Genomic DNA, 21100 nt, shown 5'->3' with positions numbered 1-21100 from the left:
TTACTCGGCTCGAAAACACCTCGCCAAGTGTTCACATTATACCATACTTTTTCCATATTTCCTATTTTTCATATCCGGCATATGGCAGGAAAGATAATCCAATCATAATAAACTCCGTGCAAAAAGTCCGATTTCCCGGGGCTTAAGGCCTTAAAGGATATCGGACTTTCTAAATAAAAACATAACATTTACTCTTCAAATAGTATCTGCTCTGCCAGTGAAGCTGCGTCCTTGATGCAGTCCGGACAGCTGCAGAGTGCCTTTCCCGTGGCAACGCCCTTCAGCTCTTTGCATAGAACAGAGCCATTCTTCACCTTGAACTTTTCCATCACCGCTTTAGACAGTTTGTAGGAGTCCGCCTTACTGTTGGGCGCAGTCAGATTGGCTGTGCTGCTCTTCAGCCCGGCAAGAACGCATGCGGCGGAAACAGCCCCGCAGGTTCCTTCCATATTTCCCATTCCGGAGCCAAGTGCCTCTGTGACCTTAAACATTGTCTCTTCGTCCAGGCCCACAAGGTCACAATACGTACAGGCAACCGCCTGTGCACAGTTATAGCCTTTACTGTGCTTCGTTATCGTTTCTTCCACCCGTGTCTTCATCTTCATTTCCTCCTGTTTTCGAATCATCGAGCGTTTCTCCGCCCCTGCATTCCATTTCCTTCAGTGATGCCATATAATAATTCACTTTATTCCGACCGGACCCCGCTTTTTTATAAGCGGTATTCAGTCGGTTAATAATGTCCACGCAGTTATCTTTCCCTGCCGCCGGAAGTAAGATAAGAAACTGATTGGCACTGTAGCGCGTATAGAGATCACCTCTCCTAAGCGAACTGCATACAGCCTCCATAAATAACGAGCACATCCCCTCAAGCGTATCCTCTTTTTCCAGAGGCCACCCCTGGTAATCTGTGAGGGTGCACAAAATCATATATCCTTCAATACCAAGTCGTTCATAACCGCGTGCAAGAAACCGGTAGTTATCAATAAACCCCGGAAATGTACAGTAATACGGCCCTCTGATCCGATTGGTCTCCTGCACCGCCTGACGGACATCTTCCATAGCTCCCTGTGCAAACTGAACCTGGCTGCTCATGGTGTGAAAACGCTGCAGCATCTGTTCTGAAGGGGGTTTTTTTAAGTCCGTAAAATACATCCGGGTCACTTCCTGATACACCCTCATCGCCTCTTTATACCGATTGGCGGCCAGCAGACTGTCGATCACCCACAGCTGCCATTCCTCATACGGATAAAGATCAGCAGCACGTCTTGACAGATGCAGCATCTGTTCATAGTCCTGACACCGTTTGAAATATTGCAGGCACTCCCTCAGACTTTTAAAATACAGCTCGCGCAGATGTTCAGCTTCCTGCTTTATCCATTTCGGTGAGTCATCTCCTGCTCCCAGAAATTCACCCTTGTACATCTCACATGCCTCCAGATACAGTCTGGCCCTCTCCTCCTCATCCGCTTCCGTCTGTGCACGCTCTGCCAGAATTTCAAATTCCCGCACATCCACGCATGCTGAAACCTCCATATTCCAGATACACGTACCGCGCCGTACTTCAATATACTGATTCTGCGGAAGCCCTGCCTTTACCAGTTGTTTCCGCAGCCGGAAAATCGTATTGTTCAGCGTAAGATTTGTATTCTCAATCCGTTCATCTCCATACAGAGTTTCAATGATCTCCGTTTTGGCGATCTGTCTTCTCGGATGAATCATCAGAAGCTGAAGAAGCTGAATAAACTTAGAATTCCCGCTTCGCGCAAACGAGATATCCTGCATCCCATACCTCATGGAAAATCCGCCCAGCATATTCATATAAAAAATATCCTGTTCCCGTCGTTCCTCCATACTGTTGTCCCTTTCCTGTTGTCCATCATATTGCTCCGTACTTTTATTTTATCAGATAATTCATCATACAACAACCTTTAACGTATTTTTTATTGTTCGGAATTGTGTTATAATAGGAATATCTTGTAACTTAAAACAGGAGGATTTCAATTGAATCTTATAAATAAATGTTGGTTTTTCCTGTTTCTTCTTTCCGTTGTCCTTCTTGCAGGATGCAGTCAGACTTCTTCTGCCGCACCCAATGCAAAAACCGAACAGACAAAACAGAAACAGGAACCCGGGACAATACGCCCCGTGTACTGCTCCCATCCGCAGACGGAACGACGGTCTACGGAAATGACAGTGTCATCATAGACGCCTCGCATCCTGAGGATGGATATATCATGATATCCTGTACCGGAAATGACGCCAGAATCAAGGCACAGATCACAGGGCCCGATGCCATCACTTATACGTATGATCTGGAATCGGACTCGGGCTATGATACCTTTCCCCTGAGCGCGGGCAGCGGTTCTTACCGCGTACAGGTATTTGAAAATATTGCCGGCGATAAGTATGCCGTTTTGTTTTCGCAGGATCTGGACGTGGCATTAAAAAATGAATTCACCCCATTTTTATACCCCAACCAGTTTGTAAATTATAATGCAGATACAAAAGCTGTCGAAAAAGGTGCCGAACTTGTAAAGTCCGCCAGTACTGATCTGGATGCAGTCACAGGCGTCTACCGTTTTGCAGTGGATAATATCGCATATGATCACGCAAAAGCAAAGAGCGTAAAGTCGGGATATTTGCCGGATATTGACGAAACACTTGAGACAAAGACCGGTATCTGTTTTGATTATGCCGCACTGATGACCTGCATGCTGCGCACCCAGGGTATCCCCACAAAGCTTCAGATCGGTTATGCAGGTGATATCTACCATGCCTGGATCAGCTGCTATCTCGCAGAAACAGGCTGGGTCGATGACATGATTCATTTCGACGGTGAAAAGTGGACGATGATGGATCCTACCTTTGCGGTGGATGCCAAAAAAGATAAAAAAACAAAAAAATTTATAGAAAACGAAAAAAATTATACGGTCAAATATTCCCGCTGATCGGGGAGGTTTGCCCGGAAAGGAGCACCATGTCCGAAACCAACAGAATAAAAAAACTTAATACCGCGGAGCTGATCACATTTTTCCGCCAGATGTCGTATACGCTGCAGGCCGGTATCTCACCGGCAGAAGGCCTTGCGATCATGGCTGAAGACACCGCTTCGGAGCAATCAGGACAAATTTTTACACTTTTTCAAAAAAACCTGGATGAATCCGGATCTTTTTGCCGTGCCTTAAAAGAAAGCGGGCTTTTCCCCGCGTATGCCATTCATATGCTTCAGATAGGCGAATATGCAGGCTGCCTGGATGAGACAACCGCTTCTCTTGCCGATTACTATGAACGCGAAGAGGCGACCCGCCAGTCGCTGAAAAATGCAGTCACTTATCCATGCGTGATGATCATCATCATGCTGGCTGTCAGCGGCATTCTGGTCGCCAAAGTCCTCCCCGTTTTTCAGGAGGTCTATCATCAGCTCGGAAGTGAACTTACCGGTATTCCCCTCCGGCTGATGACACTCGGAAACGTGATCAGCCGTTTTGGATTTCCACTGATACTTCTGCTGATCATTCTCTGCTGCGTTTACGCTGTTTTAATATCCCGGGGCCGTGCTACCCTCCCATTTTCCAAAAAACTTTACCGCGACATTCATGCAGCGCGGTTTGCTCACAGTTTTTCCCTGCTTCTGAGAAGCGGTATGGGTACCGATGAATGTCTGGAAATGATTTATGCGCTGACGGACCATGAGCCCATGAAGCAAAAGATACAGCATTGTATGCAGCTCGCATCAGACGGCATGGAATTCACCAGTGCGCTTAAGGAGTCACATATTTTTTCTTCGATGGAAGCACATATGATTTCCGTGGGATTTCGGTCCGGCGTTCCGGACACAGTGATGAAGCAGCTTGCTGACACGTATCAGCAGCGTGCAGATGAACGTCTTGGACGGATGATCGCTGTTCTGGAACCTGCTCTGGTAGGCATGCTTTCCATAATCGTCGGATTTATCCTGCTGTCCGTCATGCTTCCGCTTATCGGTGTCCTCTCGGGCATCAACACTTACTGATTGTGAGGTGCCATCACTTTATGAACCGTTTTTTATCCCGCCAGCCGGCACGCGTCAATATATTTAAACCACTGGTTTCACTTTTACTTACAGCTGCTGTACTGCTGCTGTTCTATTTAGGGGTTGATTCCGCAATGGAGAGTACCGTCAGCGAACAGCGCCGGACTCTCGAAGATGCCGTCTACCGGAACATCATTCAATGTTATACAACGGAAGGAACTTATCCGGAGGATCTGGATTATCTTCAGATGCACTACCCTCTGATGTACGACCGGGACAGATATTTTATTGACTACCGGCCTGTCGGAGAAAATATCATGCCCGAAGTCACCATTATCACACGCACGCCTTAGGAGGCATTCTCATGGAACGTGAAAATAAATTATATCATGCGATTGATTTCTTTTTTATCCTGTCTCTGCTCGGTATTTTTGTCACTACCGCCACACTGGTCATCGTGATCGGAGCAGACATCTATCAGTCCGCCGTCTCGTCAACAACGTCAGACGCAAATGTGAGAACTGCACTTTCTTATGTGACAGAAAAAATTCATCAGAATGACAGAAGCCAGGGAATCTCTGTCAGCTCCGATGAAGACCGGGACCTGCTCCTTCTGCATGATACCTATCAGGGTTCGGATTATACAACATATATCTATGAATATGAAGGAACTCTGCGTGAACTGACGATCCGTGCATCGGACACTCCTGACTACGGCTCAGGACAGATTATCACAGAAATCTCAGATTTTTCAATCCTCCAGGATGAGCAGGGACGTTTTGTGCTCTCCGCTTCCGGAGACGAGGGAAAGGAGTTATCAGCTTATGTCTTTTCCAAAAGCGAATAAATCCGGCATCTTTCTTCTGGAACTGCTTTTATCCATACTTCTGTTTGCGGTGGCAAGCACCATCTGCATCCAGATATTTGCAAAATCACATACACTTTCCACCGATGCCGAACGGCTGGATCATTCCGTGAATCTGGCCCAGAGTATCGCCTCCTGTATCCAGTCCGGTATCACTACACCGGAAGAACTTCAGAAATTATATCCGGAGGGAACCTGCAGTGATAACAGCCTGCTGATCGGTCTTGACGATATCGGTGAAATTTTGCCCGCCGACGCGGATCCTTCCTGCCTGCTGACTGTCACATTTGAGAATCATAATCCGGTAACGGCAGACATTATCATCACACAGATCAGGGATGATCGGAAAGTCTTCACCCTCACGGCTTCTGTGTATGAACCATACCGGCTCAATGAGAATTCGGAGGTGATGCCATGAAAAAGAGTCTTCCTTCCGTATTAAATGTGGGACTTCCTTCTATACTTACCATTTTTCTGATTCTTTCACTCGTTACATTTGCGACGCTCTCACTTGTCACATCCCGCTCCCAAAATCAGCGCGCACAGCAGAATGCACAGCGGGCAGAATCTTATGGCGAGGCATCTGCGGCAGCAGAGGAAAAGCTGGCAGTGATTGACCGGATTCTCTATGACAGCTATCACAGTCTATCCGTTCCTGAAGAAGAGACATATTTTCTGAATGCCATGCAGACACTTGCCGGCATTTCCGATATCACAGCAAACAGAAGCAGTGAAGGACTGCTCATCACTTACAGCATAGCAGTAAGCGATACCCAGCAGCTGCAGGCTGAGCTTCTTGCAGTATTCCCCGCAGAAACGGGAACGGCCTTTTACCGGGTCTTAAAATGGTCCACTTCCCCTGCTGATACCTGGAATGCAGATGACACACTCCCTGTATATGGAAATAATGAATGAGGAGAATAAATTATGACGACTACAGAACTTTTACATCTCGCCTCTTCGGAAGGGGCGTCCGATATTTTTATCGTGGCCGGCCTCCCGCTGACCCTGAAGACTCATGAAGTCTTCAAGACAGTATCTGAGACAAAACTGACCCCTGCAGATACTGAAACAATGATACGTGAAATTTATAAGACCGCCAGCAACAGAGAACTTGACAAACTGTTTCTGAATGGTGACGATGATTTTTCCTTTTCCGTCGTAGGGCTGTCGCGTTTCCGCGTAAACGCTTACCGGCAGCGTGGTTCCTATGCTGCTGTCATCCGCGTTATCGCTTTCTACCTGCCGCGGCCCGAAGATCTGCATATACCGGAAAATATTATCCGGCTCGCCGACGTTTCCAAGGGAATGGTTCTTCTGACCGGACCTGCCGGCTGTGGAAAATCGACGACCCTTTCCTGCATGGTGGACCATATCAACAACACAAAAGCATATCACATTATAACCCTGGAAGACCCTCTGGAATTCCTGCACAGCCACAAAAAAAGTATTGTCAGCCAGCGTGAGATAAATACAGACACACAGAACTATCTGGGTGCGCTCCGGGCAGCACTGCGGCAGAATCCAAATGTGATCCTCCTGGGCGAAATGAGAGATTACGAGACGATACACACTGCAATGACAGCTGCGGAAACCGGCCATCTTGTACTGTCAAGCCTCCATACCATCGGAGCCTCCAATACCATCGATCGTATCATTGATGTCTTTCCTTCCAACCAGCAGCAGCAGATCGCCGTACAGCTTTCCATGGTGCTGCAGGCAGTGGTTTCACAGCAGCTCGTACCCGCTGTAAGCGGGGGCTATGTTCCTGCATTTGAAATCATGACTCTTACCCCTGCCATCCATAACCTGATCAGAAGCGGCAAAGTACATCAAATAGAAGGAACTCTTTACTCTTCAGCGACGGATCAGATGATCTCGATGGACAACAGTCTTTTAAAACTTTACCAGGAAGGTACGATTTCCTCCGAGACTGCGCTGCACTATGCAACTAATCCAGAAATGTTACAAAAAAAATTATAAAAATCACGGTATGCTTTTCTCCGAACCCGGCATACTAATCCTGTAACTTTTAAGCCATTTATAACAGGAGGTATGTTATGACAGACATTTCCGTTTTGGATCTTCAGAACCTGCGCCACTTGATTGGCGGATATGAGACAAGTCACTGCAAAATGACAGACTATGCCAATCAGGCTCAGTCACCGGATGTAAAACAGCTGTTTCAGGAAGCCGCTGACTCTGCTATGAAAAACAAGCAGGAACTCATGAAATTCTTATAGGAGGAAACGTATAATGAACGAAAAAGCTATGGTGACAGACACTCTCGTAGGTATTAACGGAGAACTCACTTCTTTCGAAGGTTATATCGTACAGACGGAAAACCCTCAGCTGAAACAAACTTTGAAACAGCTGCGGAATGAATGTGAGATGGCTCAGGAAAAGATGTACCAGGCGGCACGCCAGCACAATTATTACGTGCCTGCACAGAAAGCGACACAGGAAGAAGTACAACACGTAAAATCTATTTTGACACAGCCTGCATCTCAGTCAGCTACACATTTAATGTAAGCTTAATTTTTATGGGGCTGTCTGTCTTAAGACAGTCCCATAAAACTATATTACACGGCAAGGGTTCTAAACAAAGGAGTTTAATTATGAACAAACATGTAAATCTCGAATATTTAAATACATTTGTTATTGCCGCTGAAACCGGAAAGCTCAACATCACTTCTGAGCTGGTCTTTCGCTCGCCTTCTGCAGTCAGCACACAGATTAAAATCCTTGAAGAACAATTTGAGACCAAACTGTTTATACGAAGTAAAAACTCTCTGATATTAACCAGCGATGGAGAAACCCTCTTAAAATATGCACAGGATATTCTAAGTCTGAACAATACTGCCTTCAATTCATTAAAGAGTGCATCCTGGGCTGGTAATATATCTCTGGGGGTCCCCACCGACTATGCAAAAATGTTTCTTACATATATCTATCCCGAGTTTTTAAAAGAATTTCCATCCTATCATTTTAATATCGTATGTTCCCGAAGCAGAGCAATACGGCATTCAATTGAAAGGGGCAATATTTCTGCTGCAATCGTCGCAATGGAGCCCCAGTTCCGTGACGACCGGCTTCTCTGGGAGGAACCGCTGTACTGGGCATGCGCCAAAGGCTATTCCATTTCAGAGAATAAAGCTTTACCAATCGCCCTTTTTTCCGATGACTGCATTATCAACACCTATACCCTCTATTCTCTGAAACATCTGGAAATCGATTACGATATAGTTTTCACCAGTACGATGTCGGAAAATATCGAGGAAGCTGTCCGCAAAGGAATTGCTGTATCGCTTCTTCCCGCCTCCTCGATTACAAATGATATGGACTTAATCTCAGGTTCCTTTTCAACTGCCCCGCTTACGTTAAAAGTTGGATTCACTCACGGCAACGCGCTTGACAGCGCTCTTTGTGACTCCATGTTTTCGATAATAAAAAACAAGCTTCATCAGTCCGGATTGATAAACTCAGGCATAAACTGACACATCACAGTTCTACCAGATATCGCCCACTGTAAATCCATTAGGAAATGGATCTGTTTCATCCAGCACATATTTACAGAAAGCACTGATCCATGCCTGACCGCCAATCGTAGGTTTAATGCCCTTATAACCGTGAATATCAATTTCTTCCAGAGCATGTCCCGTAAAAATAATACCGATTAAACCTTCGCGCCGAAATGCTTCATTTAACTTTAACTCTCCTCTGGCATATTTTACTGACATTAATGCACATGTTCCCGTACCACACGCACAACGATCCAGCGCGCCCGTCCATGTTTCCGGTTTATTCAAATCAACCTCCCCCGTATATACGGTATCTACACTCTGCCAGTCTGCATTCGGATTGTCTGTCGGTCCGTGAATTTCTGAACCAGTGATACCAATTCCCGGGTAATCAGGATGATGCACCGGCAGTTGTTCTCTTGCCGACTGATAACAAAGAGCACTGATTCTTGCAATTTCTTTCCCCTGTTCCGGAACCAGTTTAAGCCAGGAGAACTGGCGTGAGTCAATCAAACAATAGAACATTCCTCCCCATGCCACATCTACTCTGACTTTCCCAAGTACAGGTACATCAATCTCTGCATCCAGGTACACAGGAAATGCCGGGACGTTCGTGAATGTAACCTGCGTAACCTTGCCATGACTACATTCTGCGTTAATCTTAATTAATCCGGCTGCTGCCTCCAGGTAAAACTCTGTAACTGGCTCTTTCATGGGAATCATGCCTGTTTCAAGCAGTACTGTTGCGACAGCGATAGTGTTTCCACCGCTCATGACGCAGTATTCGTTCTGCTCCATAATAATATAGCCGGCTGCCGCTTTTGGGTCTTTCGCCGGAACAATCAGATTACAGTTTACCGGTGGATATCCTCTCGGCTCTTTTAATACAAGGTTCCGTACCTGATCATCATTTTCCCTCATCCATTTTAACTGGTCATAAACAGTATTCCCGGGAATTGTTGGTACTCCGCTTGTTATAACATGCATCGGCTCTCCACAATGTGCCTGAACAACATCAAAACTTCGTTTAAATCCCATCTGATTTTCTCCTTTCTTATTCACCATTTACCTTAAGCACGATCTTACCAACATGCTTCTTTGCAAGAAATGCCTTCTGAGCTTCCACAATGTCTTTCAGCGGATAACTTTTGGAAATAATCGGACGGATTTTACCCTGCTCTATAAATTCAATCAACTCAGACATGGAATCCCGCGTCTGATAGGTTGTCCCGAAGAAGCTTAAGTCCTTCAGGTACATGTCTCTGACATCAAATTCAACAATTGGTCCTGCAATCGCCCCACACATTCCAAGCTTACCGCCCTTTTTCAAAACTTTCAAAATCTGTCTCCATGATTCTCCTGCTACCATATCAAGTACCACGTCAACAGACATTTCACCCAGCTTCTCTATGTAATCTTCCCCCCTGTGAATGATTTCATCTGCTCCATATCCTTTGACCGCCTCTTCCTTCCCTGTGTCACACACTCCGATCACATGTGCCCCCCGTGCTTTAGCGATCTGTACTAAAGCAGAGCCGACCCCCCCTGAAGAACCGGTTACAAGGACGCGGTCACTTTCATTGACCTTTACTCTGCATACCAGATTGTTCGCTGTTGCATATGCACAGGGAAATACGGCCAGTTCTTCATCGGAAAGATTGCTGTTAATCTGAAATACTTCCTCAGAACGGGCAGTGGTATATTCACAAAATGTACCGTCACACTCAGAACCATAAGTAAGACACTCAATCCCCCGGTCGCTCAGAGGCATTTCCTGTACATTGCGAATCAAAACTCTCTCTCCAATGCGCCTCCCGTCTACACCTTCTCCCACAGCCACAATTTTACCACAGCCGTCTGCCCCCTGTATCCTCGGAAATTCAAGCGGTCGGCCAAGCCAGGAGCCATCTTCCTTCACATCACTGCCATATCCTGCAGTACCGCCAACACCTGTGGCTGTTTTTACATGTTTTGAATACCATCCGATGCGGGTATTAATATCCGTATTATTTACCGCTGCTGCCCCGATTTTCACCAATACTTCTCCTGCTTTTGGTGTTGGAACCGGAATATCTTCCCTGTACTCCAGTTTGTCGTATCCCCCAAAACCGGTAAGATAAACGCCTTTCATTTTTTCCGGAATATCCGCCATTTTTCATGTCCCCCTTTAAAATAATGTTATTTTTTAATTGTCTTTATCATATCTCTGCCCTTATTAAAAATACATCAGATTAAATCGAATTTAACATTCAGTATTTTTGGCCCTTTGATTCATGGGAATCCGTCCATAAAAAAATCCCCACAGGGAAGTGCAGCGCCTAAAAAACACTGTTCCCTGTGGGAATGCTCCTAATTTTTTTATTCAAATAATTAATATCAGGGATTTGACTGTCATCTACGGCTGCACATCCAGCCGTACATACGTCTCGTCACCGGAATCACCGGAAAACAACATATAGAGATCATCAAGTTCATCTTCCGGCACCGCATATCCAAAATGGAGTTCCCTTACTTCACCCGGTGCAAAATCCGTAAAGAAATAATGCTTCGGGTCATCCAGATAAGAGCTGCCGTCAAACAGAAACTGTCTGGAGTCATAAGTAATTCCGTAAGTTTCTTCACTCCGGTAGCCTTCCATGTCCGCATATCTGCTTCCCAGGTAAGCCTCTTTAAATGTACCGTCCTCCTGTTCGTATAAATGTCTCAGAGTGTTGTACTGGCCAATATCCTCAGCCGCTTCACTGCTCAGATTTTCAGCCTTTACCGTCACTTCCACGTATTTTACCAAAACAGTTTCCATCTCCCGCGTGACAAGCCGGTTGTCCTCCCAGAGCGTTACTGTTCTGGTAAATGGCTTCAGGGTCCCATCCTCATCCAGGAAAGACATGACACGGTCATAATCTTCCTGTGTGCTGCCGGTTGTCTCCTGTGTCACCCGGTCAAGGGGTACCGTATCGGAAACCGTAACATTTTCCACCGTATACTGCAGATCTCTCTCCTCAAAAGCCGCAAAACCGTCCGCAAACGTATCACCCGCCTGGCAGATCTGCTCTGCTGCTACAGGATCTTCTTCAGCTTCCTCAATCATATCATCAGATTCCGCTGAGAAAGCCGCTGTTGCGTTCTGACCGGAGCCTTCGACCTCCGTGATCACAATGTTGGCTGCCACCTCTTTTACCTCTTCCAGAGAAAGCTTATCACACGCCATGATCTCAACGATATGTCCGGTATCCTCATACAGCAGAAATACATCATACGGATATGCTGCCCCCTCCGTCACTGCGATCACTGCTTTTACCCCGCCCAATGTCGTCTCCTCAAGATCGCTGGTATCTCCCAGTGCAACATAGCTGGCATAATTGGCCTGGATGATCGTGATCCCATCCGCCGCGTATTCCCCGCCTTCGGAATACTTCCCTTCTTCCCATTCCTGATAACCTGCAGGCAGGTATTCCGGCGTGATCTCAATCGGAGGAATATCGGAATTGGCAAGCGTTTCAAAACTTAAAGATGCCTGTCCCTGTTCTTCGTCAAACGTCACCTTCGTACTGAATACGGAGACTGCTGCATAGACCCCCGCTGACAGGGAAAGTACTGCCGCCACGCACGCCGCCGCGAGCAGGCGTTTTTTCTTTATCGTTGTCTTTTTGTTTCCCTGCTGCGTATTCTGCAGGAGCTGCAGTTTTTTCTTTTTATAATTCAGTGAAAAATTGTGGCCGGGTGTATCTTTCTCCCACTGTTCCAATATCGCTTCTTCACCCAAATTTTTCAAAACTTTTTCGATGTTTACATCCTTCATATTCCTCATCTCCCATCTTATCCTGCACATATTTTCTTGCCCGCTCCAGACGTTTTGCCGCCGCGTCCTCACTGATCTCCAGTATCTGCGCCGCCTCCCTGTTGCTGACCTCAAAATAGCAGCGCAGCTTGATGATCTCAAGATAATCCTGCGGTACTTTCTGCAGCAGCCTGCGGATCATCTGGCGGTCCTCTGCCTGCATCATCTCATCCATCGATATCATTTTTCCACTCGCGAGTGCATCCTCCGACGTCAGCCGCTTTGCGTCTCTTTGATTCCTCCTGTACTGATCGATCGAGGTTGTCCGTATGATGCGGATCAGCAGTCTCTTCGTCTTGTCACTCTCCACGTCCTTTATCCGCTTCAGGTATTTTGTCAGTTTCACGAACGCATCCTGCACTGCATCTTCAGCCTGCTGTTCCTGTCCCAGCACTGCAAATGCAACCTGATACATCTTTTGTTCATAGCGCGAATACAACTGCTCAAGCAGTTCATTTTCACTGTCCAATCCCTTTCACCTCCCCACCGTATTCTCACTTTAAGAGCTCTTATACAATATAACGATATAATCATGCAATTCATGACGATTCCGTTGATAAAAAAATAATACATGCTATAATGATACTATAATACCCTGCAAAGGACAAAGATAAGGATTAAAAGACATGAATATTATCATAGCAGGCTGCGGCAAAGTGGGCACTGTACTGACCGCACAGCTGAGCAAAGAAGACAACAATATCTGCATCATTGACAAAGACAGCGCCGTCGTAAACAGGCTCGCATCCGCTTACGATGTCATGGGAATTACCGGAAACGGCGCCAGTTACAGTATACTGGCAGAAGCCGGCATTGAAGACGCAGATCTCATGATCGCCGTCACAGAATCCGATGAACTTAATCTTCTGTGCTGCGTCATTGCAAAAAAAGCCGGACAGTGCCAGACCATAGCCAGAGTCAGGAACCCGATCTACAGCCAGGAGCGGCAGTTTATCAAAGATGAGCTGGGACTTTCCATGATCATCAATCCGGAATTTACCGCCGCAGTGGAAATATCACAGCTTCTGTGCTTCCCGAATGCCATGGCGATCGATGTCTTTTCCAAAGGACGTTCTGAAATGCTGCGTTTCCGCATCCCGGAAAATTCGATCCTGGACCAGATGCAGCTGAAAGATATGCCGGCACGGCTCGGTAATGATATTCTGGTCTGCGCCGTGGAACGGAACCACGAGATCATCATACCATCCGGGTCCTTTACACTGCAGGCATCGGATATTGTCTCTCTGATCGCTTCGCGTAAGAATGCGGTTGAATTTTTCAAAAAAATCCGTATGAAAACAAACCATGTTAAAAACACCATGCTCATAGGCGGAGGAAAGATCGCCGTATATCTGGCAAATATGCTTCTGCGGCTCGGCATCTCTGTTAAAATCATTGAGCTTGATCCAAAACGCTGCGAGGAGCTCAGCGAAATGCTTCCCGAAGCAACGATCATCAACGGCGACGGCAGTGATGAAGATTTACTTTATGAAGAGCGCATCGATCTGATGGATTCATTCGTTGCAATGACCAATTTTGACGAGGAAAATATTCTGTTGTCGCTGTTCGCAAAGAAAAAAGTCAGATCCAAAGTCATCACCAAGATCAACCGCCTTCAGTTAAATGAAGTGATCCACAATCTGGATCTCGACAGTGTGGTGTATCCGAAGCACCTGACAGCCGAGAAGATTCTGCAGTACGTGCGTGCCACCCAGAATTCCATCGGCAGTAATATCGAAACGTTATATCGTCTCTTTGACGACCGCGTGGAAGCTCTGGAATTTAATATTCAGGAGAATGCAAAGATTACAGGAATCCCGCTTATGGAGCTTAATCTGAAGAAAAACCTGCTGATCGGCTGTATTACACGCGGCGACCAGATCATTATACCCGGCGGTCAGGATATGATTCTGCCCGGAGATTCTGTGATCGTTGTGACCACCATCCTGGGACTGCAGGACGCTCAGGACATTTTGCAGGAATAGGACGGTTAAAGAAAAATGAATTATTCAATGATACGCTATATATTGGGAATTGTGCTGAAAGTGGAAGGGCTCTTTATGTTGCTCCCTTGTCTGGTGGCAGTAATTTACCGGGAAAAGAGCGGTTTTTCATTTGTCGCGGTCGTCCTTTTGTGCATGGCAGCCGGATTTCTTTTAAGCCATAAAAAACCGTCAAATACTGTATTTTACGCCAAAGAAGGTTTTCTCTGTGTATCTTTAAGCTGGGTCTTTCTGAGTGTGTTCGGGGCGCTGCCTTTTATCCTGAGCGGAGAAATCCCCTCAGTGACAGATGCCCTGTTTGAAGCAATTTCCGGTTTCACGACAACAGGTGCCAGCATTCTGACGGACGTGGAGGCATTATCCCACTGTATACTGTTCTGGAGAAGCTTTACACACTGGATCGGCGGTATGGGGGTTCTGGTATTCATTCTGGCGATCATACCGATGGCCGGCGGACATCGCATGTATCTGATGAAGGCAGAGAGCCCGGGACCTACTGTAGAAAAACTGGTCCCCCGTGTAAAGAATACCGCGATGATTCTTTACGGGATCTATACCCTTATGACGATCGCAGAAATCATAATCCTGATCATCTGCGGTATGCCGGTATTTGACTCGTTTTGCATCTCATTCGGGGCAGCGGGTACCGGAGGTTTCGGTATCCGGAATGACAGTCTTGCCAGTTACGCACCGCATCTGCAGGTTCTTGTGACCCTGTTCATGATTGCTTTTGGTGTAAATTTTAATATCTATTATCTGATATTGTGCAAGAAATTCCGTCAGGCGTTTCGTTCAGAAGAATTGAGAGCATACCTCGGCGTGATCCTTGCAACCATATTGATCATCACATGGAATATTCATACTCGTTTCGGCAATATCTGGGAAGCTTTACGTCATTCTGCATTCCAGGTAGGATCCATTATCACGACTACCGGATTTTCTACCGATAACTTTGATATCTGGCCCCAGCTGTCCAAGACGCTGCTGATCATGCTGATGTTCCTGGGAGCCTGTGCCGGCAGTACCGGCGGCGGAATTAAGGTTTCCCGTTTTCTGATCATGCTGAAAACCGTACGCAAGGAACTGTTTTCCTTCTGTCATCCCCACGGTATCCGCAAGATTAAGATGGACGGACATCTCGTAGCACACGAGACCGTACGCGCAGTAAATATTTTCTTAATCGCTTACATGCTGATCATGGCATTTTCCATTTTGCTGATCGGATTTGACAATTATGACTTTACAACCAATTTCACCGCTGTCACAGCAACGCTCAATAATATTGGCCCTGGTCTTGAGCTTGTTGGACCGATGGAAAACTTTAATCTTTTTTCACCCTTTTCCAAATTTATTTTAATGTTTGATATGCTGGCAGGGCGGCTGGAAATCTTTCCGATTCTGATGCTGATGAATCCATCTACCTGGAGACGCAGCTAGAATGCCGAGACACACCGACCAGCTTCAAAAAAGATAAAGCACAGGGAGGTGTTGTTATGAGTTCAGGAATTATTGAAATTGATCTCAAAGGAATGCGTACAGAAGAGGCAAAGAAAGCTATCGATCAAGAGCTTTCCAGAATGTCAGACAGTGATTACCGTCTCCGCATTTTTCACGGCCTTGACGGGGGGATTAATATCCGTGACATGATCTACGACGAATACACCTACGGCCAGCATCCCCGCATCATACGGGTGGAGCACGGCTGGAACGGCGGCATAACAGAACTTGTTCTGAAAGATTATTGACGCTGCAGTGCGAACGGCACATCCGGTTTTCCGGATGTGCCGTTATCTTATTTACAGTGGCAGGCGGAACGAAAACACAGCGCCCTTTCCCTTCTGGCTGGTTACCTCTATACTGCCGTGATGCGCCTCCACGATCCACTTTACCATCGAGAGACCTAGTCCCGAATGGCTTTCGTCTGTCCCTTTTCTCGTTTTATCTTCCCTGTAAAACCGTTTCCATATGTCCTTGTGATGTTCACGAGCGATTCCAATGCCATTATCGCGCACACATCCTTCCACATGATTACCCGTTTTACGGAGAGTGATCCACGTTGTCCCCCCCTGTCTTCCATATTGAATGCTGTTTTCGATCAGATTGACCATCATCCTCATCAGCAGGTTCTGATCACCGCTCATTGTCAGATTTTCCTGAAGGTCAGTTTCAAGACTGATATCTTTTCTGGCGGCTCTGTCTTTAAGCTCCCTGACTACCAGCTCTGTCAGCATGCCAATATCCACCGTCTCCAGCTGCAGCTTTTCTTTTCCCGCATCCTGCCTGGCAAGCATCAAAAGCTGTGAGATCAAAGACGACATTTTCCTGCTCTGCCCCAGGATGACTTTCACACACTCGTCCACCTCTTCTCTGTCAGTCTCCGGAAGGAGTGCATATTCGCACTGTGCCATAATGACCGCAGCAGGTGTGCGCAGTTCATGAGATGCATCTGCAGTAAACCGCTTCTCATTTTCCAGCGCCTCCTCCACCGGCTTTAAAGCCTTACCCGTCACAAAGTAACCGCTGACAATGGCCAGCACCGCCAAAAGGGGGCACATGATAAACAACAGGCGAATCAAAATGGTATTCATCTGTGAAAGTGTTCGCAGTGAGGTTACCCCCCGTATCCAGCAGACGACGTCTGTTCCCGATGTCAAAGCCAGATCATAAGTCATCCAGTGATTGCCTTCTGAACTGATGTTTTGAATTTTCGTATTTCTCAGGGTCGTATCCAGCGGAAACCCTGCCGGGACACTCCCCCCCGTCAGCCTCCCTCCGGTATCATAGATGCTGAAATAGATTCCGTTATCATAATATTCTGAAATATCATCGTCGTCATCTGCATCTTCTGCAAAATCCCGGACACTCTCAATGAGCTCCGACTCTGCATCGGAACGCAGCAGGCTTTCTGAGAGCAGCGCCACGACCCCCAGTGCAAAAACAGCGATGGCAGTTACAAAGCAAGCATACCACAGCGTTATCTTCATTTTAACCGACATTTTTTTTAAGATTTTCATGAGTCACTCCTCAGCACATAGCCACTCCCCCGAACTGTATGAATCAGCTTCTGATCAAATCCGTCATCGAGCTTCTTTCTCAGATATCTGATATAGACATCGATCATATTGGAACCTCCCATATAATCATAATTCCACACATGCTCTTCAATATTTCTCCTCGAAAGAACGGTGCCCTGATTCCTCATCATATATTCCAGAACCGCATACTCCCTGGATGAAAGCTCAATCAGTCTGCCCGCACGCCGCACCTGATGGCTCTTAGTATCCACTTTCAGGTCCGCAGCTTCCAGCACGTTGATCTCTCCGAAAGCTTCGCCTGCAGTTTTGTGCCGTATCATCACCCTTATCCTCGCCAGCAGTTCCTCAAAAGCAAACGGTTTCACCAGATAATCATCCGCACCGGTATCCAGTCCGCTCACCCGGTCCTCGATACTGTCTCTCGCCGTCAGCAAAAGTACAGGTGTACTGTTGCCTGCAGCACGCATGTTTTTTAAAATCTCCAGTCCCGATATTCCTGGCAGCATAATATCCAGAACAATCGCGTCGTACGCTGTCACTTCTATATATTCCAGGGCCTCCTGTCCGTCTGTGCACGCATCCACGCTGTAATGTTCTTTCTGCAGCCTCTTTCTTATAATATCCAGCAGATGAATCTCGTCTTCAACGACCAACAGTCTCATGTGTATCCTCCCCTTTCGTGCTGTTTTTATTTTACCACAGTATCTCATACTTTTATATTAACAGAAAAAAATGAAATTAAAATTAAAATTAAACCTTTAATGATACTTTAATGTTTATCCTTTATGATAACAGTACAAACTAATACGGACAGCGTCATCACTTTAAATGAATGCCGATTGTCCGGGACTTTCATAGTAAATGATACAAAAAGTAATTGCACTTAAAGGAGGAGCATATTATGAAGACAGGAAAAGTATTCACCGTAACAGCAGTCACTGTTCTTTTATCCATGACCCTGCTGACAGGCTGCGGGGACAACAGCCGTGAAAAAGCTCTGGAGGACCAGGTTTCACAGCTGGAACAACAGGTCACCGATCTGCAGAACTCACAGAATACAAAAAACGATACCGAAGATGGTAAGAATTCCGCAGATAACAGTGCCACGGATAATACCGATGACGGGAATGCCACAGCAGGCGATGTGGCAAAAACCGGGGATGACCCGGCGAACAGCGTCTCACAGGATACAAAAACAGTTCCGTCGCTGGAAGAACTTTCACAATCTGTATCAGCCGTAACAGATAAAGTAAATGGCACAACACCGACCGGTACTTCCGACGAACAGCTGGCTCAGTACCGGACCCTCAAAAGGGAGATTGACTCTGTGGACCGTGACCTGGATTACCGGGATGACGACATCGAGGATCAGTTTGAACAGGGCACGATTACCCGTGAGGAATACCGTGCAGCAGACCGCCAGATCGACGCCCTTGAAGATCAGCTGGATGAAGCGGAAGATAACCTGGAACATCTCTTTGGTATAGACGATTAATAACAAAAAACTGCAGTGTCAGGTAACACTGCAGTTTTTTGTTATTTAATGATCAGATCCATCAGCCCATCCATCCCGCAGCCGGCGAGCAGACTGCGAAGACCGTCTGCAATCTCTTCCCGTGAATAGTTGTGTTCCTCCAGGTAATCCTCCGTATAGTCATTGACATGCTCGTAAAAGGTAAGCGCCCGTTTAAGATAATCCGGACTCGTCTTGTCATCTTCCGACAGTAGTATATTCTCCGCATCATTGATACGGCCCTGATCCGCCATTTTTAAAAGCTCTCCGGTCTGCTTCTCTTCTGCACTCTCATCTTCTGATGATTCACTTTTATTAAAGAGAATTTCTGCCAGTGCATGGACCATCTCCTTAATCATGCGCATGATATAATCCTGTTCAAACTTCATTCTGCTCCTCCTTTATGTCGCTTCCCTATGCTGAAATGGCGTTTCCGGTATACAGCTGATAGTATTTCCCTTTTTCTTCCAACAGCTGCTCATGTGTCCCTCGCTCGATGATCCGTCCCTGTTCGAGTACCATGATGCAATCTGAATTGCGGACTGTGGAAAGCCGATGTGCGATCACAAATGTGGTCCTTCCCTGCATGAGCTTATCCATTCCATCCTGCACGATACGTTCTGTACGGGTATCAATGGAGCTCGTAGCCTCATCCAGAATCAGCACAGGTGGATCTGCGATCGCTGCTCTTGCAATCGCGATCAGCTGCCGCTGTCCCTGACTTAAATTTGCCCCGTCGCCTGTCAGCATGGTCTCATATCCGCCCGGAAGTCTGCGGATAAAGCTATCTGCATTCGCCAGCTTCGCCGCAGCTATCACCTCGTCTTCTGACGCATTCAGTTTGCCGTACCGGATATTATCCATAACCGTACCCGTAAACAGATGGGTATCCTGCAGCACGATTCCCAGTGAATGACGCAGGTCAGATTTTTTTATCTTGTTAATATTGATCCCGTCATAGCGGATCTTTCCGTCCTGGATATCATAAAAACGGTTGATCAGATTCGTAATCGTGGTCTTTCCTGCCCCTGTGGAACCGACAAATGCAATCTTCTGTCCCGGGGTGGCAAAAAGATTAACACCATGCAGCACTGTCTTTCCTTTTTCATAACCGAAATCAACATCATCAAAGACGACATCACCCTTCAGTTCCACATAATCCACGGAACCATCCGCCTGATGTACATGCTTCCAGGCCCAGATCCCCGTGCGCTCCCCGGATTCCTCCAGCCCTTTTGCTGTCCGCTTTGCATTGACAAGGGTGACGTAACCGTCATCCACTTCCGGGGTCTCATCCATCATCTGAAATACGCGGTTAGCCCCCGCCATGGCCATGACGATCGCGTTGAGCTGCTGGCTCACCTGATTGATCGGCATATTAAAGCTCTTGTTAAATGTCAGAAAGCTGGCAAGACCTCCAAGGGTGAACCCGCCAATACCGCCAAGAGCCAGTACGCCGCCCAGAATCGCACACGCCACATAACTGATGTTTCCCAGCTGGGCAGTTGCCGGTGCCAGCATATTCGCATACGCATTCGCCTTGTCGGCACTGTCAAACAGCTGATCATTTAACGAACGGAACTGTCCGATATTTTCTTCCTCATGGCAGAAGACCTTTACGACTTTCTGGCCTTCCATCATCTCTTCAATATATCCGTTCACTGCTCCGAGGTCTTTCTGCTGCTGTGCAAAATACTTTCCGCTGTTGCCGGCAAGTTTCTTCGTCGCAAACAACATAATTCCCACCATAAAAACAGTGACGGCAGTCAGCGGTATGTTCAGGATTACCATGCTGACAAACACGCTTACAATCGTGATCGCACTGTTCAGCACCTGCGGCATACTCTGGCTGATCATCTGACGCAGAGTATCAACGTCATTTGTATACACCGACATGATATCTCCGTGGGCATGTGTATCAAAATACTGTATGGGAAGACGCTCCATATGCGCAAACAGGTCATCCCTGAAATTCTGCAGTGAGGACTGCGTGACGTAAACCATAATCCGATTATAGATGTACGTAGCCATAATTCCGATTCCATAAAAGCCCGCAACTTTTCCAATTGCCATTGCAAGAGGCCCGAAGTCCGGGTGCTCCGCCTTTAACAGCGGCGTAATATAATCATCGATCAGATTTTTGATAAACATCGTCCCCTGTACATTGGCAAGGACACTGACCAGGATCAGTACAAAAACTGCAATGAAATAGAACAGATATCTTTTCATCAAATAGTTTATCAGCCGTCTGAATATCCTTCCGGGATTTTCCACCTGCGGCTTCATTCCCCGACCCAGATTTTTATTCCCCAT

Annotated in this window: 24 protein-coding genes; 14 read left to right on the top strand and 10 right to left on the bottom strand. The window is 46.7% G+C overall.

The genetic code is table 11. The features are described 5' to 3' along the window. Positions 1-188: 188 nt before the first annotated feature. Positions 189-599 carry a C-GCAxxG-C-C family protein gene (locus MCG98_RS04545; RefSeq protein WP_240300631.1) on the bottom strand — a complete coding sequence of 137 codons (411 nt, stop codon included), beginning with the start codon at positions 597-599 and terminating at the stop codon, positions 189-191. After that, positions 559-1851 (bottom strand): BTAD domain-containing putative transcriptional regulator, encoded by a 1293-nt coding sequence (locus MCG98_RS04540; RefSeq protein WP_240286284.1) that lies wholly within the window; start codon positions 1849-1851, stop codon positions 559-561. Before MCG98_RS04540 ends, MCG98_RS04545 begins: the two co-directional genes overlap by 41 nt. A gap of 212 nt (positions 1852-2063) precedes the next feature. Here MCG98_RS04540 and MCG98_RS04535 point away from each other — a divergent pair, with 212 nt between their 5' ends. The 10 genes from MCG98_RS04535 (at position 2064) to MCG98_RS04490 (ending at position 8374) form a co-directional block, all read left to right on the top strand. Beyond that, positions 2064-2948 (top strand): transglutaminase-like domain-containing protein, encoded by an 885-nt coding sequence (locus MCG98_RS04535; protein WP_240300630.1) that lies wholly within the window; start codon positions 2064-2066, stop codon positions 2946-2948. A 29-nt stretch (positions 2949-2977) separates the two neighbouring features. After that, a complete protein-coding gene (locus tag MCG98_RS04530) occupies positions 2978-4012 on the top strand; it encodes a type II secretion system F family protein (protein WP_240286280.1) in 1035 nt (344 codons plus the stop codon). 20 nt (positions 4013-4032) lie between these two features. Next, complete coding sequence (locus MCG98_RS04525; protein WP_240300629.1) at positions 4033-4365, top strand: hypothetical protein; 333 nt, start codon at positions 4033-4035, stop codon at positions 4363-4365. Positions 4366-4376: 11 nt separating this feature from the next. Then, on the top strand, positions 4377-4859 hold the full coding sequence (locus tag MCG98_RS04520) for a DUF4860 domain-containing protein (protein WP_240286276.1): 483 nt from the start codon (positions 4377-4379) through the stop codon (positions 4857-4859). Beyond that, on the top strand, positions 4837-5295 hold the full coding sequence (locus MCG98_RS04515) for a hypothetical protein (protein ID WP_240286274.1): 459 nt from the start codon (positions 4837-4839) through the stop codon (positions 5293-5295). Before MCG98_RS04520 ends, MCG98_RS04515 begins: the two co-directional genes overlap by 23 nt. Then, positions 5292-5792: a hypothetical protein gene (locus tag MCG98_RS04510; protein WP_240286272.1), complete on the top strand. Its 501-nt coding sequence runs from the start codon at positions 5292-5294 to the stop codon at positions 5790-5792. The genes MCG98_RS04515 and MCG98_RS04510 overlap by 4 nt, the downstream gene beginning before the upstream one ends. Before the next feature lie 12 nt (positions 5793-5804). Next, the gene (locus MCG98_RS04505; RefSeq protein WP_240286270.1) at positions 5805-6860 is read left to right on the top strand and encodes a PilT/PilU family type 4a pilus ATPase; all 1056 of its coding nucleotides are present in this window, start codon (positions 5805-5807) and stop codon (positions 6858-6860) included. A 77-nt stretch (positions 6861-6937) separates the two neighbouring features. After that, positions 6938-7120 (top strand): hypothetical protein, encoded by a 183-nt coding sequence (locus MCG98_RS04500; protein ID WP_240286268.1) that lies wholly within the window; start codon positions 6938-6940, stop codon positions 7118-7120. Positions 7121-7133: 13 nt separating this feature from the next. Further along, complete coding sequence (locus MCG98_RS04495; protein ID WP_240286266.1) at positions 7134-7409, top strand: spore coat protein; 276 nt, start codon at positions 7134-7136, stop codon at positions 7407-7409. An 86-nt stretch (positions 7410-7495) separates the two neighbouring features. Next, entirely contained in the window at positions 7496-8374 is an 879-nt protein-coding gene (locus tag MCG98_RS04490; RefSeq protein ID WP_240286265.1) for a LysR family transcriptional regulator, read from the top strand. Between the two features lie 12 nt (positions 8375-8386). On the opposite strand, the gene MCG98_RS04485 is transcribed toward MCG98_RS04490, so the two are convergent. From MCG98_RS04485 to MCG98_RS04470, 4 genes are all read right to left on the bottom strand, one after another. Continuing rightward, positions 8387-9436, bottom strand: coding sequence for a proline racemase family protein (locus MCG98_RS04485; RefSeq protein WP_240300628.1), 1050 nt, complete (start codon positions 9434-9436; stop codon positions 8387-8389). Between the two features lie 16 nt (positions 9437-9452). Beyond that, on the bottom strand, positions 9453-10550 hold the full coding sequence (locus MCG98_RS04480; protein WP_240300627.1) for an alcohol dehydrogenase family protein: 1098 nt from the start codon (positions 10548-10550) through the stop codon (positions 9453-9455). A gap of 243 nt (positions 10551-10793) precedes the next feature. Continuing rightward, a complete protein-coding gene (locus MCG98_RS04475) occupies positions 10794-12197 on the bottom strand; it encodes a DUF4367 domain-containing protein (protein WP_240300626.1) in 1404 nt (467 codons plus the stop codon). Beyond that, on the bottom strand, positions 12154-12705 hold the full coding sequence (locus MCG98_RS04470; protein ID WP_240300625.1) for an RNA polymerase sigma factor: 552 nt from the start codon (positions 12703-12705) through the stop codon (positions 12154-12156). Before MCG98_RS04470 ends, MCG98_RS04475 begins: the two co-directional genes overlap by 44 nt. Before the next feature lie 157 nt (positions 12706-12862). Here MCG98_RS04470 and trkA point away from each other — a divergent pair, with 157 nt between their 5' ends. Genes trkA through MCG98_RS04455 form a run of 3 tightly spaced genes read left to right on the top strand, consistent with a single transcriptional unit; the run spans position 12863 to position 15984 of the window. After that, positions 12863-14221: a Trk system potassium transporter TrkA gene (gene trkA / locus MCG98_RS04465; RefSeq protein WP_240300624.1), complete on the top strand. Its 1359-nt coding sequence runs from the start codon at positions 12863-12865 to the stop codon at positions 14219-14221. A 15-nt stretch (positions 14222-14236) separates the two neighbouring features. After that, positions 14237-15676, top strand: coding sequence for a TrkH family potassium uptake protein (locus MCG98_RS04460; RefSeq protein ID WP_240300623.1), 1440 nt, complete (start codon positions 14237-14239; stop codon positions 15674-15676). Positions 15677-15732: 56 nt separating this feature from the next. After that, on the top strand, positions 15733-15984 hold the full coding sequence (locus MCG98_RS04455; protein WP_240300622.1) for a hypothetical protein: 252 nt from the start codon (positions 15733-15735) through the stop codon (positions 15982-15984). Between the two features lie 51 nt (positions 15985-16035). On the opposite strand, the gene MCG98_RS04450 is transcribed toward MCG98_RS04455, so the two are convergent. After that, complete coding sequence (locus MCG98_RS04450) at positions 16036-17253, bottom strand: HAMP domain-containing sensor histidine kinase (protein ID WP_240300621.1); 1218 nt, start codon at positions 17251-17253, stop codon at positions 16036-16038. Next, entirely contained in the window at positions 17250-17936 is a 687-nt protein-coding gene (locus MCG98_RS04445; protein ID WP_240300620.1) for a response regulator transcription factor, read from the bottom strand. Before MCG98_RS04445 ends, MCG98_RS04450 begins: the two co-directional genes overlap by 4 nt. A gap of 239 nt (positions 17937-18175) precedes the next feature. Here MCG98_RS04445 and MCG98_RS04440 point away from each other — a divergent pair, with 239 nt between their 5' ends. Next, a complete protein-coding gene (locus MCG98_RS04440) occupies positions 18176-18769 on the top strand; it encodes a hypothetical protein (protein WP_240300619.1) in 594 nt (197 codons plus the stop codon). 41 nt (positions 18770-18810) lie between these two features. On the opposite strand, the gene MCG98_RS04435 is transcribed toward MCG98_RS04440, so the two are convergent. Both MCG98_RS04435 and MCG98_RS04430 read right to left on the bottom strand, forming a co-directional pair. After that, positions 18811-19176, bottom strand: coding sequence for a DUF6483 family protein (locus tag MCG98_RS04435; protein ID WP_240300618.1), 366 nt, complete (start codon positions 19174-19176; stop codon positions 18811-18813). Between the two features lie 25 nt (positions 19177-19201). Beyond that, positions 19202-21100, bottom strand: coding sequence for an ABC transporter ATP-binding protein (locus MCG98_RS04430; protein WP_240303375.1), 1899 nt, complete (start codon positions 21098-21100; stop codon positions 19202-19204).

Source organism: Ruminococcus sp. OA3 (assembly GCF_022440845.1).
Classification (GTDB): domain Bacteria; phylum Bacillota; class Clostridia; order Lachnospirales; family Lachnospiraceae; genus Ruminococcus_G.
This window is presented reverse-complemented; position numbering and strand designations above follow the sequence as displayed.

Excerpts from the sequence above, each read along its gene's own strand:
- MCG98_RS04515 (WP_240286274.1), top strand. The coding sequence starts at position 4,837 with ATGTCTTTTCCAAAAGCGAATAAATCCGGCATCTTTCTTCTGGAACTG.
- MCG98_RS04430 (WP_240303375.1), bottom strand. The coding sequence starts at position 21,100 with ATGGGGAATAAAAATCTGGGTCGGGGAATGAAGCCGCAGGTGGAAAAT.
- MCG98_RS04510 (WP_240286272.1), top strand. The coding sequence starts at position 5,292 with ATGAAAAAGAGTCTTCCTTCCGTATTAAATGTGGGACTTCCTTCTATA.
- MCG98_RS04540 (WP_240286284.1), bottom strand. The coding sequence starts at position 1,851 with ATGGAGGAACGACGGGAACAGGATATTTTTTATATGAATATGCTGGGC.
- MCG98_RS04535 (WP_240300630.1), top strand. The coding sequence starts at position 2,064 with ATGCAGTCAGACTTCTTCTGCCGCACCCAATGCAAAAACCGAACAGAC.
- MCG98_RS04445 (WP_240300620.1), bottom strand. The coding sequence starts at position 17,936 with ATGAGACTGTTGGTCGTTGAAGACGAGATTCATCTGCTGGATATTATA.
- MCG98_RS04520 (WP_240286276.1), top strand. The coding sequence starts at position 4,377 with ATGGAACGTGAAAATAAATTATATCATGCGATTGATTTCTTTTTTATC.
- MCG98_RS04525 (WP_240300629.1), top strand. The coding sequence starts at position 4,033 with ATGAACCGTTTTTTATCCCGCCAGCCGGCACGCGTCAATATATTTAAA.
- MCG98_RS04475 (WP_240300626.1), bottom strand. The coding sequence starts at position 12,197 with ATGAAGGATGTAAACATCGAAAAAGTTTTGAAAAATTTGGGTGAAGAA.
- MCG98_RS04490 (WP_240286265.1), top strand. The coding sequence starts at position 7,496 with ATGAACAAACATGTAAATCTCGAATATTTAAATACATTTGTTATTGCC.
- MCG98_RS04460 (WP_240300623.1), top strand. The coding sequence starts at position 14,237 with ATGAATTATTCAATGATACGCTATATATTGGGAATTGTGCTGAAAGTG.
- MCG98_RS04545 (WP_240300631.1), bottom strand. The coding sequence starts at position 599 with ATGAAGACACGGGTGGAAGAAACGATAACGAAGCACAGTAAAGGCTAT.
- MCG98_RS04500 (WP_240286268.1), top strand. The coding sequence starts at position 6,938 with ATGACAGACATTTCCGTTTTGGATCTTCAGAACCTGCGCCACTTGATT.
- MCG98_RS04495 (WP_240286266.1), top strand. The coding sequence starts at position 7,134 with ATGAACGAAAAAGCTATGGTGACAGACACTCTCGTAGGTATTAACGGA.
- MCG98_RS04485 (WP_240300628.1), bottom strand. The coding sequence starts at position 9,436 with ATGGGATTTAAACGAAGTTTTGATGTTGTTCAGGCACATTGTGGAGAG.
- MCG98_RS04450 (WP_240300621.1), bottom strand. The coding sequence starts at position 17,253 with ATGAAAATCTTAAAAAAAATGTCGGTTAAAATGAAGATAACGCTGTGG.
- MCG98_RS04480 (WP_240300627.1), bottom strand. The coding sequence starts at position 10,550 with ATGGCGGATATTCCGGAAAAAATGAAAGGCGTTTATCTTACCGGTTTT.
- trkA (WP_240300624.1), top strand. The coding sequence starts at position 12,863 with ATGAATATTATCATAGCAGGCTGCGGCAAAGTGGGCACTGTACTGACC.
- MCG98_RS04505 (WP_240286270.1), top strand. The coding sequence starts at position 5,805 with ATGACGACTACAGAACTTTTACATCTCGCCTCTTCGGAAGGGGCGTCC.
- MCG98_RS04435 (WP_240300618.1), bottom strand. The coding sequence starts at position 19,176 with ATGAAGTTTGAACAGGATTATATCATGCGCATGATTAAGGAGATGGTC.
- MCG98_RS04455 (WP_240300622.1), top strand. The coding sequence starts at position 15,733 with ATGAGTTCAGGAATTATTGAAATTGATCTCAAAGGAATGCGTACAGAA.
- MCG98_RS04440 (WP_240300619.1), top strand. The coding sequence starts at position 18,176 with ATGAAGACAGGAAAAGTATTCACCGTAACAGCAGTCACTGTTCTTTTA.
- MCG98_RS04530 (WP_240286280.1), top strand. The coding sequence starts at position 2,978 with ATGTCCGAAACCAACAGAATAAAAAAACTTAATACCGCGGAGCTGATC.